The following is an 11,941-nucleotide window of genomic DNA, read 5'->3' on the forward strand; positions in this document are numbered from 1 at the left end:
CGAGCGAGGCCGCGTCATCGCGGGACGCGGCCCGAGAACGGTCGAGGCCCGTCGCCGTTCCCCCGTAACCGGCGACGGATCCTAGCGACGGCTGAGCGGGGCGGTCTGGTCGAGCGCGACACCGGCGGTGCGGACCGACACGGTGCGCTTGACGACCCGCTGACCGCGGGGGCCGAGCTCCCAACCGGTGAGCAGCAGCCAGCTGGCGCGTTCGGCCGGCTTGCCCTGGGCAGCGTCCACAGTGGACGGAAGTGGGGGTTCGGTGATCAAGAGGCGGAGGGGTTGCTCGCGGAACTGGGGCGACGCGTCACCGGAGAGCTGGACGGTCTGGCCCGGTTGGGGAACGATTCCGATCATCACGCCGACCATGGTGCCCCCTGCCGCGAGGGATGCAAAGTCCGTCATCGATGTTCACCGGCAACGCTCAGGATCCGGCGACGCAGGGCAGGAGCACCTCGACGCAGGGTGAGCCCGAGCAGCAGCGCGCCCGTGACCAGCGCGGCGCCGTAGGCGACCGTGCCGGGCCACTTCCCGTACCCGTAGGCGACGCCGCCGAGCGACCCGCCGACGCTGCTGCCGAGGTAGTAGCAGAGCAGGTAAACGGCCGCTCCCTGGGCATCGAGGGCGCGGCCCCGCGCGCCGGCCCAGCCGCTGGCGACCGAGTGGCCGGCGAAGAAACCGGCGGTGACGAGCACCAGCCCGACGATCACCAGGGCCAAGTGGCCGGACAGGGTGACGGCCAGGCCGGCCAGAACGACCACCGCCGTGATCCAGAACACCTTCGGCCGACCGAAGCGGTCCGCCAGCCGGCCGGCGATCGCCGACGAGGACGAACCGGCCAGGTAGACCACGAAGATCAGGCCGACCAGGGTGCCGGACAACCGAAACGGCGCGGCGAGCAGCCGGAAGCCGAGGAAGTTGTAGACGGTGACGAAGCAGCCCATCAGCAGGAAACCGACCGCATGGAGCCGGATCAGCCCACCGTCGGTGAACGCGCGGCCGACCGCGGCGGCGAGCCGGCGCGGGGCCAACGGTTCGGGTACGAACCGGCGCGACGCCGGGATCGACAGCCGGAACAGCGCGGTACAGCCGAGGCCGAGGGCGCCGATCACGCCCAGCGCCAGGCGCCAGCCGCCGAGATCGGCGAGCAGGCTGGCGAGCAGCCGCCCGGCCATCCCACCGATCCCGTTACCCGCCACGTAGAGCCCGGTCGCGAAGCCGAGCGCGCGGTGGTCAACCTCCTCGGCCAGGTAGGTCATCGCGACCGCCTGCAGACCGCCGAGCGCGATGCCCTGCAACGCCCGCAGTACCAGCAGGATCTCGAACGAGGGTGCGAACGCCGCGGCGAGCCCGAGCACCCCGGCCGCGAGCAGTGCCGCCGTCATCATCGGGATCCGGCCGGTCACGTTGGACAGCGCGGACAGCGGGATGATCGAGACGGCCAGCCCGCCGGTGCCCACCGAGACGGCGAGGCTCGCGGTGGCCGGCGTCAGGCGGTACGACTGGGCGAGTTGCGGCAGCACCGCCTGCGCGCAGTAGAGCTGCGTGAACGTGGCCAGCCCCGCGGCGAACAGCGCCAGGGTGATGCGGCGGAATCCGGGGCTGCCGCGCCGGTGCGCGGTCGCGGGGAGGGTGGCCGAAACGCTCACGCATCGACGCTACGGTGGGCGTATTGATTCGTCCAATACGCTGATCTCGCCAGATCGATTCACGAGTGGATGATGCAGATGACCGAGGACGAGACGGTCGCCGCCGCGGTACGGCAGCTCGCACCGCGCCTGGCCGTGTTGCGTGCGGTGGCCGCCGACGAGCACGTGACGCACGTCGCGGAGGCGCTGGGCGTACCGCAGCCGACGGTCAGCCGGTGGCTGGCCGAGCTGACCGAGGCACTCGAGATCCCGGTACTGTCGCGCGCCGGCCGGCGGGTGCAGCTGACCCGGTCCGGCCGCGAGCTGGCCGAGGCCGCGGGTGCCGCGCTCGCCGCGCTGGAGACCGGCGTCCGCCACGCCGTGGAGGACCACGACCCGGACAGCGGCCGGGTGGTCTTCGCGTTCCTGCACACCATGGGCGGCGTGCCGGTGCCGGAACTGCTGCGCGAGTTCCGCCGGCACCATCCGCGGGTACGGTTCGCGCTGGAACAGGCGGGCCATGCCGAGATGGTGCGCCGGGTGCTCGACGGCGAGGTCGACCTCGCGCTGACCGGTCCGCTGCCCGAGCCGGACGGGCGCCTCGCCACCGCGCTGCTGCTGCGGCAGCGGCTCGTCGTTGCGGTACCGGCGGACCACCGGCTGGCCGACCGGCGCCGGGTGCGGCTGGCCGAGCTCGACGGCGAGGAGTTCGTCGGCCTCAAACCCGGGTACGGGCTGCGCCGGATCACCGACGAGCTGTGCGCGGCGGCCGGCTTCACCCCGCGGCTGAGTTGCGTCGGCGAGGAGGTGGACACGATCCGCGGGCTGGTCGCCGCCGGGCTGGGCCTGGCCGTACTGCCGCCGTCGGTGCCGCGGCCGCCACGTGGCCTGGTGGAGCTGCCGATCACGCCGCACGCGGTGCGCTCGATCGGCCTGGTCTGGCCGGCGGACCGGCCGCTGTCGCCGGCCGCCGCCAGGTTCCGCGACTTCGCCCTCGCCCACCGCCTCTGACCACCGGACACGACGCCGGCAACGCCGGGCGCTGGACGCGGCGCGGCGCGCCGGGATGCCCCGACGCGCCGCGGAAACTCCGGTGGCTCAGCCGATCTGGACGTGGTAGGTGCTCAGCGGCTCGGTCACCGGCTGGAAGAACGTCTCGCCGCCGGACGAGCAGTCGCCGCTGCCGCCGGAGGTGAGCCCCAGCGCGGTACTGCCGTCGAACAGCGGGCCGCCGCTGTCGCCGCCCTCGGCGCAGACGTTGGTGTCGATCAACCCACTGACCGTGCCCTCCTGGTAGTTCACGGTCGCGTCGAGACCGGTGACGGACCCGCTGTGTACCTGCGTGGTGGAGCCGGACCGCTTGACCGACTCACCGACCTGGGCGTTGGCCGCACCGGTGATGTTCTGGGTGCCGCCGTACAGGTCGACCGTGCTCGGGTGCGAGACCCCGCTGTCGTACTTGACGATCGCGAAGTCGTTGCCCGGGAACTGGCTGTCCTGGGTGGTCCCGATCTCGTTGCTGGAGCCGGAGTCGGAGTACCAGGTGTCGGCCACGTTGCCGCAGTGGCCGGCGGTCAGGAAGTACGCGGTGCTGCCGTCGGTGACGTTGAACCCCAGCGAGCACCGGTAGCCGCCGCCGTAGATCGCGTCGCCGCCCGCGATCTTCGTACTGAACGTGCCGGACACGACGCGCACGTGCGCCGCGGCGCCGTACTGGCCGGCGATCTGGCGCACCTTGGCCAGATCGGCCTTGCTGACGGTGCTGTCGGCGGTGACGTTGACCCGGTCGTTGCGCGGGTCGATCGCCCACGCGGTACCGGGAATCGTCGCCTTCTCGCCGAGTTCGGCGGTGATGGAATGCAGGTGTGCGGTCGAGTAGCGGACCAGCTTCGGCGTCAGCCCGGCCGTGCGGACCTTCGCCGCGCTGGTGGCGTCGGTCACCGTGACGATCTGCGTGCCGTGGTCGAGGTAGCTGCCCGCCGTGTGCGTGCCGAGCCCGTCGACCAGCGCGGCGACCCCAGCCCGGTCCGGCGTCTTGGGTGCGGCCTGCGCCGCGGTGGTGGCGACGGCGCCCGTGGTGAGCAGGGCGGCCGCCGCGACCGCGGCGAGTCGGAACGAGGTCCTCGTGGGCCTCATGGATGCCTCCCAGGGATCCGTGGATGCGGCGCCGTCTCGCCGCACCCGCCTGCGCCCCGCACCAATTGATGTAATTCGATGAGGGACGAGGGAAGTATCCCTTTTGCCGGATAGTTCGGCAACATATAGATACGCCGGTATGGTGAATGTCTATCGCCTGCAGCGATACTCGGGACGTGCACGAACAATCGCGCTATGAGCTCGGTACCGACGGACCGCGGGTGATGGTCGTCGGCATCGACGGATCCCCCACCTCGCTGCGGGCCGCGGCGTACGCGACCGGGATGGCCCGCCGGCAGGGTTCCCGGCTGGTCTTCGTCTACGTCGTCGGCTATTCCGCGGTCTCCGGCCTCGCCGCCGGCTTCGTCGGCCCGCTCACCGAGGCGTACGGGCAGGTGGCCGACGAGCTGCAGCACGAGGTGGTCGACCTGGTCAACGCCCGCGGCGTCGAGGCGACCCTCCAGGTGCGGCGCGGCGACCCGTACACCGAGGTCAGCCGCGCCGCCGACGAGGAACAGGCGGACGCGGTCGTCGTCGGCGCGTCGATGCAGGCCGGCCACAAGCTGATCGGTTCCCTCGCCGGCCGGCTGGTGCGCGCCAGCCGCTGGCCGGTCACCGTCGTACCGTGACGCATCAGCCACTTCCCGACCCCGGCCGCGACGGCCACAACCGGGCCGATCTCATCGGGTAACAGCGGATTCGACCGAATGCCCGGACCGTGATCCGCTGCACCCGCCCGGTACCGTCATCCAAGCGGTCGACGCGTTGGGGGTGGCGATGCGATTCGGTGCGGTTGCTCGGCGACTTGTTGCGTCCGGTGCGGTCCTGGTGACAGCCTGCGGCCTGGCGGCCTGCAGCTCGGACTCCGATGACGCGAGCAAGGCGCTGTCCGCCTTCCTCGCAGACTGGCACGCCGGCACCCTGCAGAAGGCGCCGTACGCCAAGGGCAGCAGCGCCCAGGTCGCCGCGGCGTACCGGAAGGTGGCCGGCGACCTGGCCGACGTGCATCCGGCGCTGTCCGCGGGTTCGGTCAAGGTCGACGGCGGCAAGGCGACCGCGCCGGTCCGGGTGTCCTGGCCGCTCGGCGGGCACGACTGGCGCTACACCACCACCGTGCATCTGGCCAAGACCGACGGCGACTGGCGGGTCGCCTGGACCGGCGCGACCGTACACCCGAAGCTGACCGGCGACGGGCATCTGGTGCTGGCCAACGAACAGGGCCCGCGGGCGTCCATCATGGACGGTTCCGGCCAGCCGATGGTCACCAACCGGCCGGTGGTCTACGTCGGCGTGCAGCCCAACCGGGTCAGCGACGCCAAGCAACTCGCCGAGCAGCTCGGCGACGCGCTCGACCTCGACCTGTCCGACCTGCCGAAGCGCATCAAGGCCGCGGAACCGACCGCCTTCCTCGACATCGTGACCCTGCGCAAGACCGACTACGAGAAGGTGAAGTCGAAGATCCACGATCTGGACGGCACCGTGTTCCGGGACGGCACCCTGCCGCTGGCCCCGAGCCGTACGTTCGCCCGCGCACTGCTGGGCACCGTCGGCCCGGTGACCAAGGAGCAGATGGACAAGCACCCGGGCCGCTACCAGATCGGCGACACCGCCGGCCAGTCCGGCCTGCAGGCGCAGTACGAGCAGCGGCTCGCCGGGGGCGCCGGCGTCACCGTGACCGTCAGCGGCACCAAGCAGACCCTGTACCACGGCACGCCGGTCGCCGGGAAGCCGGTGGCGACGACGCTGTCGCCGAAGGTGCAGCAGGCCGCCGACGACGCGCTGGCCACCGAGACCAAGCACCGCACCGCCCTGGTCGCGATCCAGATCTCCACCGGCAGGGTGCTCGCGGTCGCGAACGGTCCGGACGGCGGCTCCGACGACCTCGCGCTGACCGGCTCGGTACCGCCCGGGTCGACGTTCAAGGTGGTGACCGCGCTGTCCTACCTGGCTGCCGGGGTCACCCCGGACTCCACAGTGGACTGCCCGGAGTACGCCACGGTGTCCGGCCGCAAGTTCCACAACGAGAACAACTACCAGCTCGGCAAGGTGCCGTTCCGCACCGACTTCGCGCAGTCCTGCAACACCGCGTTCGTCGGCCTGTCCGGCAAGCTCGGCCCGGACACGCTGACCAAGCAGGCGGCCAAGTTCGGCATCGGCGCCCAGTGGCAGCTGGGGCCGGAGGTCAACAGCGGCTCGGTACCGCCGGCGAAGACCGCCGTCGACCGCGCCGCGGCCGCGTTCGGGCAGGGCCGGACCACGGTCAGCCCGATCGCGATGGCGGGCATCGCCGCCGGCGTCGCCCGCGGCCACTGGGTGCAGCCGACGCTCGTCACCTCGCCGGCCTACCACCCGGTGAAGGCCGGGCCGCAGCTGCCCGCCAAGGATCTGGCCGCGCTCAAGTCGATGATGCGCTCGGTGGTCACCGACGGCACCGCCACCGTGCTCAAGTCCGTACCGGGCGGGCCGGTGTACGGCAAGACCGGCACCGCCGAGTACGGCTCCGGCACCGAGCCGCCGAGCCACTCCTGGTTCACCGGCTGGCAGGGCGACATCGCGTTCGCCGCGTTCGTCGAGGGCGGCGGCACCCACGAGCAGGCGGTCGCCGCGCCGCTCGTCGGCAAGTTCCTCACCAACCTCAACGGCTGACCCGATCCGCGGCCGATCGGCCGCACCACCACCGCCCGGCCGCCTCGCATCGCGGCCGGGCGGCTTTGTGTCCACAGTGGACTCCCACGCTGTGGGCGGCCGCTTGCGGGCGCCGGTACCCGAGTCGTACTGTTCAGAATGTAAGACTTCGTTCTCATATTTCGGGAGATCTACATGGCGGCCCGGTCGCGACGCCGATGGTTGGTCCTGGCGATCGGGGTGTACGCCCAGGCGGCATCCTGCGCATTCCTCTACGGGCTGCCCTCGCTCGTGCCGGCCCTGCGCGCCGACGAGCACCTCAGCCTCGCCGGCGCCGGCCTGGTCGTCGCCGGCCCCACCGTCGGCCTGCTCGCCACCCTGATCGCCTGGGGCGCCGCCGCCGACCGGTACGGGGAGCGCCTCGTCATGGCGGTCGGCCTCACCCTGGCCGCGGTCCTCGTCGCGGTCGCCGCGCTCGCGGTGCCCGGCCTCACCGGCTTCGTCGTCGTACTGGGGCTGGCCGGCGCCGCGGCCGCCTCGGTCAACGCGGCCAGCGGCCGGATCGTGATGGGCTGGTTCGCGCGCGACGAGCGCGGCGTGGCCATGGGCATCCGGCAGACCGCGCAACCGCTCGGCGTCGGCATCGCGGCACTCACCCTGCCCGACCTCGCCGCGCACGCCGGCTTCCGCACCGCGCTGCTGCTGCCGGCCGCACTGTGCCTGGCCGCCGCTCTCCTGGTACTGCTGCTTGCCGCCGATCCGCCCCGCCCCGCCGGCGGCGCCGCCGCCCGCACCGGCAACCCGTACCGGAGCGCCACGCTGTGGCGGCTGCACGGCGCGAGCGCGCTGCTGGTCCTGCCGCAGTTCGCGATCGCGGCGCTGGCGATGGAGTACCTCGTCGGACAGCGGCACTGGGCCGCGCTGACCGCCGGGGCATTCCTCGCCGTGGCGCAGGTGTGCGGCGCGCTCGGCCGGATCGCCACCGGGTACTGGTCCGACCGGGTCGGCAGCCGGCTGCGGCCGATGCGCCAGCTGGCGGTGGCGAGCGCCGCCGTGATGCTGGCGTTCGCGCTCGGCGACGCGGTGGCGCCCTGGCTTGCCGTACTGGCGATCGCGCTCGGTTCGGTGATCACCGTGGCCGACAACGGGCTCGCGTTCACCGCCACCGCCGAGCTGGCCGGGCTGTCCTGGTCCGGCCGCGCCCTGGGCATCCAGAACACCGGCCAGAACGTGGTCTCCTCGCTCACCCCGCCGCTGCTCGGACTGGTCGTCGGCGCGTCCACCTACTCGATCGGCTTCCTGTGCGCGGCGGCCTTCCCGGTGTTCGCCATCGCGCTGACGCCGGTGGCGGCCGAGTACCGGGCCCGGCGGGCGAGCCCCGCGCCGGTCGGCTGACCCGGCCCGGCGGCCGATCCGGCGACGGCGGCCGAATCGCCCGACCCGCAGCAGTGCCCGCCGGTACGGGATGGCTCGGGCGGTTTGCCGTAATACCAACACCGTGCGTGGACAAGGCGGAATCATCGGAAGATTCGACCGTCGTAAATGGAGTGTTGTGCCGAAGCTGTTGCCCGACATAGGTAAAACTTCCCTTGACAACCTATGTCGGCCACCGATCTGATACTCCGGGGAATCGAACGAGTCACCGTGCGTGGGTCTCTCGACAGCTCTGCAGTCTTTCGGCAGCACTGCCGCCCGTCATCCGCACCGTTCCGTTCGTCCCTGTCCAGTGCAGGAAAGGAGACACATGCGGCACACCCTCATCCGACGCGCCGCGATCGCGGTGGGCGTCAGCGCTCTTGCGCTGCCGTTCGCTGCGAGCGCAGCGCAGGCCGCACCGACCCGACAGGCGGTGTCGGGTAGCACACCGGCATGGGCCACCCCAGCCAACCGCGCCGGCAACCCCAGCTCCAGCCAGCGCGTCGACGTCCAGGTCTTCCTGAAGCTGCGGAACGCCGCGGGCGCCGAGCGGTTCGCCAACCAGGTGTCCACCCCGGGCTCGAAGCAGTACGGGAAGTACCTGACCGCCAACGAGTTCAACGCGCGCTACGCGCCGACCGACGACAGCGTCCGCGCGGTGCGCAACTTCCTGCGCCAGCAGGGCCTCACCGTGAGCGGCGTCGGCCAGGGCAACCGGTACGTCGAAGCCAGCGGCACCGTCGCCGAGCTGAACAAGGCGTTCGGCGCCGATCTGCACACCTATTCCTACCGCGGCCACAAGCTCCGGGCGCCGGGTAGGCAGGCGACCCTGCCGACCAACGTCGGCAACCTGGTCCTGTCGGTCAACGGCCTGGCCCAGACCGGCCCGCTGCGCACGCCGTTCCACCACAAGGTGGTCAGCAACAGCAACGCCGCGAAGACCCGCAGCGCGGCCCCGAAGGCGGCACCGGCCCCGGCGCAGTGCTCGAACTTCTGGGGTGAGCACAACCAGACCATGCCGCAGGCGTACGGCCGGACCGAGTTCCCGACCTACATCTGCGGGTACGGCACCGACCAGCTGCAGACCGCGTACGGCGTCAAGAAGGCGATCGCCACCGGTACCAACGGCGCCGGCACCACGATCGCCATCGTCGACGCGTACGCCTCGCCGACCATGCAGGCCGACGCGGACCGGTACGCGGTGGACAACGGCCAGGGTCACTACGCCAAGGGCCAGTACTCCGAGAAGGTCTTCAAGCCGTTCGACATGCAGGACGAGTGCGGCGGCGAGGACGGCTGGAACGGCGAGGAGGCCATCGACGTCGAGGCCGCCCACGCCATGGCGCCGGGCGCGACCATCAAGTACGTCGGGGCCAAGAACTGCGACACCGGCCTGGACGCGGCGCTCAACTGGATCATCCAGAACCACGCCGCCAACATCGTGTCCGACTCATGGGGCAACCTGGGTGAGGACATCCCGGCCAGTGCCATCGCCGCCGAGCACACGATCTTCGTGCAGGCCGCGGCCGAGGGCATCGGCATGTACTTCTCCTCCGGCGACAGCGGCGACGAGGTGACCGCCGGCAACACGCCGTCGGCACAGCCGGACTACCCGGCCTCCGACCCGTACGTCACCGCGGTCGGCGGCACCAGCCTCGCGGTCGGCAGCGACAGCAGCTACGGCTTCGAAACCGGCTGGGGCTCCACCCGCGCGGTGGTCGACTACACCCAGGACCCGGCCGCGTACACGCAGGCCCCGCCCGGTGAGTTCTACGGCGGCGCCGGCGGCGGCACCAGCACCCTGTTCGACCAGCCCGCGTACCAGAGGGGCGTCGTCCCGGCGAGCCTGTCCCAGCAGTACGGCGGTGCGCCGGCCCGGGTCGTCCCGGACGTCGCCGCGCTCGCCGACCCGTACACCGGGATGGCGGTCGGCCGCACCATCGACGGCGAGTACACCCTGCAGACCTGGGGCGGCACCTCGCTCGCCTGCCCGCTGTTCGCCGGCATCCAGGCCGACGCCAGCCAGGGTCGCAGCACCCCGATCGGCTTCGCCAACCCGCTGATGTACCAGCTGAAGGCGGGCTCCTTCCGTGACGTCGCGCCGCAGCGCACGCCGGTCGCGGTGGCCACGCCGACCGGGTCGTCGCTCGTCACGTTCGACCGTGACTCGTCGCTGTTCACCGCGCCGGGCTACGACAACGTGACCGGCGTCGGTTCGCCGAACGGCACCAGCTACCTCGCGGCCGCCGGCGGCGGCTCGCACGGCGGCCACGGCGGTCACGGAGGCGGGCACCACCGGCACCACTGATCCACCCGTACCGGCACAGGGCCGTCCCGGTCACCGGGGCGGCCCTGTCGCATCGGTACCGCCGCTCGGCCAGCGGTACCGGCGGCCGGATGTCCCGGCGGCGGCGGCCGGGACTCGGTGCCGGCGGGCCGCTCGTACCGCGCCGCTAGGATCGGCTCGGTCCCTGTTGGTATGGCGTTTCGAGGTGAGATGGGCAGCACCACCGGCACCGCGCGACCGATCGTCGTCTACGGCACCCCGGTACTGCACCGGCCCTGCCGGCCGGTCACCGAGTTCGACGACGACCTGCGCGCCCTGATCGACGACATGTTCGCCAGCATGTACGAGGCGGACGGTGTCGGCCTTGCCGCCAACCAGATCGCCGTCGACGCGCGGGTCTTCGTGTTCGACTGCCCGGACGCCGACGACGTCAACCAGGTCGGCCACGTCGTCAATCCGACGCTGATCCTGCCCGACCTGCCTCGCGAGCTCGATGACGACAGCGAGGGCTGCCTGTCCGTACCGGGGCAGCACGCCGACCTGGCCCGGCCCGCGCTGGCGTCGGTCACCGGGTTCACGATGACCGGCGAGCCCGTCCGCTACGACGGCACCGGGATGCTGGCGCGCTGCTTCCAGCACGAGACCGACCACCTGGACGGCACCGTCTATGTCGACCGGCTGCCGAAGCGGATCCGCAAGAAGGTGTTGAAGGCGGCCGGACTGCCCACCGAGGCACCGGCCCGCTGACCGGTAGCGTCCTTTCACTGCCCGTACACAGCTCGCGATCACGCACCGGACCTGCGACAACGCCGGGTCTCCGGGCATCGTCAGCTGAACGCCAGTGAATACCGTCACGCTTCGAGGTCGTAACCAAACATCCCGTGTCTGCTGTTCGGGTGGCGCGTTGACCCGACGAGGGAAGTCACCTGTACGTGCGCACGCGCGTACACCTGGTTTCGACATCGAAGGGACACACATGCGCGTCACCACCAGACTCGCCGTCGCCGGCGCCATGGCGGCCGCCGGACTCGCGCTCGCCTTACCCACCGCTGCCTTCGCGGACAGCGGCTCGGCCGGCAACAACGGCGTCGGTAACGGCACCCAGGTCCAGGCCCCGGTGCAGGCACCGGTGAACGTCTGCGGCAACGGCGTGGGCGTACTCGGCGTTGGCGCCGGTGCGAGCGGCGACTGCACCGCCAGCGCCGGCGCCACGCCGAGTGAGACTCCGAGCGCCTGCCCCACCAGCTCCTCCGGTGGCTACGGTACGCATGCCGCCGAAGCAGCCTGCGCGTCCGAGTCGACGCCGCCGAGCTCCCAGTCGCCGAGCGCGTCGCCGAGCACCGTCGCGGCGGTCACCCACACCAAGAGCACCGGGCCTACGCTCCCCGTCACCGGTTCGAGCCTCACCATCCTGGTGATCGCCGCCCTGGCGCTGCTGGGCGCGGGCGCCGCGGCACTGGTGCTGAGCCGCCGTCGCCGCGCCGCCTGAGCCGCGCACCGAGCTTTCCGAAGAACCAACGGGCCCTGCGAACAACAGCGGCGGGCCGGACCGGGTACACCCGGCCGGCCCGCCGCTTCGCTGTGCAGGCATTTCCCGTGCTCGACCGATTACCCGTTCGGCAGCCACGTCATGCTCGGGGGTTCTTCGAGAACCATGACGCGGGCACAAAAAAGTCGGGCTGGAAGACCCATGGGATCTTCCAGCCCGACTCTACGTAAGCTTCGGCGGCGACCTACTCTCCCACACCCTCCCGAGTGCAGTACCATCGGCGCTGTAAGGCTTAGCTACCGGGTTCGGAATGGGACCGGGCGTTTCCCTCACGCTACAACCACCGAAACATCTCACAAA

The 11,941-nt window shown here is 71.7% G+C and carries 10 protein-coding genes and 1 rRNA gene; 7 read left to right on the forward strand and 4 right to left on the reverse strand.

The window, feature by feature from the left end; translation table 11 throughout:
* Nucleotides 1-81 precede the first annotated feature (81 nt).
* Both Asera_RS01715 and Asera_RS01720 read right to left on the reverse strand, forming a co-directional pair.
* The gene (locus Asera_RS01715) at nucleotides 82-357 is read right to left on the reverse strand and encodes a hypothetical protein (RefSeq protein WP_157035232.1); all 276 of its coding nucleotides are present in this window, start codon (nucleotides 355-357) and stop codon (nucleotides 82-84) included.
* 44 nt (nucleotides 358-401) lie between these two features.
* Nucleotides 402-1,649 carry an MFS transporter gene (locus Asera_RS01720; protein ID WP_030449910.1) on the reverse strand — a complete coding sequence of 416 codons (1,248 nt, stop codon included), beginning with the start codon at nucleotides 1,647-1,649 and terminating at the stop codon, nucleotides 402-404.
* A gap of 78 nt (nucleotides 1,650-1,727) precedes the next feature.
* On the opposite strand from Asera_RS01720, the gene Asera_RS01725 reads away from it, so the two are divergent.
* Nucleotides 1,728-2,639 carry a LysR family transcriptional regulator gene (locus Asera_RS01725; protein WP_030449911.1) on the forward strand — a complete coding sequence of 304 codons (912 nt, stop codon included), beginning with the start codon at nucleotides 1,728-1,730 and terminating at the stop codon, nucleotides 2,637-2,639.
* A gap of 87 nt (nucleotides 2,640-2,726) precedes the next feature.
* Here the strand turns inward: Asera_RS01725 and Asera_RS01730 are convergent, their stop codons facing one another.
* On the reverse strand, nucleotides 2,727-3,764 hold the full coding sequence (locus Asera_RS01730; RefSeq protein WP_030449912.1) for a S1 family peptidase: 1,038 nt from the start codon (nucleotides 3,762-3,764) through the stop codon (nucleotides 2,727-2,729).
* A 176-nt stretch (nucleotides 3,765-3,940) separates the two neighbouring features.
* Between Asera_RS01730 and Asera_RS01735 the strand changes: the two genes are divergently transcribed.
* The 6 genes from Asera_RS01735 (at nucleotide 3,941) to Asera_RS01760 (ending at nucleotide 11,581) form a co-directional block, all read left to right on the forward strand.
* Nucleotides 3,941-4,393 carry a universal stress protein gene (locus Asera_RS01735; RefSeq protein ID WP_030449913.1) on the forward strand — a complete coding sequence of 151 codons (453 nt, stop codon included), beginning with the start codon at nucleotides 3,941-3,943 and terminating at the stop codon, nucleotides 4,391-4,393.
* A gap of 199 nt (nucleotides 4,394-4,592) precedes the next feature.
* Complete coding sequence (locus Asera_RS01740; protein ID WP_051803108.1) at nucleotides 4,593-6,410, forward strand: penicillin-binding transpeptidase domain-containing protein; 1,818 nt, start codon at nucleotides 4,593-4,595, stop codon at nucleotides 6,408-6,410.
* Nucleotides 6,411-6,584: 174 nt separating this feature from the next.
* On the forward strand, nucleotides 6,585-7,784 hold the full coding sequence (locus Asera_RS01745) for an MFS transporter (RefSeq protein ID WP_030449915.1): 1,200 nt from the start codon (nucleotides 6,585-6,587) through the stop codon (nucleotides 7,782-7,784).
* A 349-nt stretch (nucleotides 7,785-8,133) separates the two neighbouring features.
* Nucleotides 8,134-10,113, forward strand: coding sequence for a S53 family peptidase (locus tag Asera_RS01750; protein WP_051803109.1), 1,980 nt, complete (start codon nucleotides 8,134-8,136; stop codon nucleotides 10,111-10,113).
* Between the two features lie 171 nt (nucleotides 10,114-10,284).
* Nucleotides 10,285-10,839: a peptide deformylase gene (def, locus tag Asera_RS01755; RefSeq protein ID WP_244843692.1), complete on the forward strand. Its 555-nt coding sequence runs from the start codon at nucleotides 10,285-10,287 to the stop codon at nucleotides 10,837-10,839.
* A 229-nt stretch (nucleotides 10,840-11,068) separates the two neighbouring features.
* On the forward strand, nucleotides 11,069-11,581 hold the full coding sequence (locus Asera_RS01760) for a chaplin family protein (protein WP_030449918.1): 513 nt from the start codon (nucleotides 11,069-11,071) through the stop codon (nucleotides 11,579-11,581).
* 231 nt (nucleotides 11,582-11,812) lie between these two features.
* On the opposite strand, the gene rrf is transcribed toward Asera_RS01760, so the two are convergent.
* Nucleotides 11,813-11,929 (reverse strand): 5S ribosomal RNA (rrf, locus tag Asera_RS01765).
* Nucleotides 11,930-11,941 lie beyond the last annotated feature (12 nt).

Source organism: Actinocatenispora sera (genome assembly GCF_018324685.1).
GTDB classification, from domain to species: Bacteria; Actinomycetota; Actinomycetes; order Mycobacteriales; family Micromonosporaceae; genus Actinocatenispora; species Actinocatenispora sera.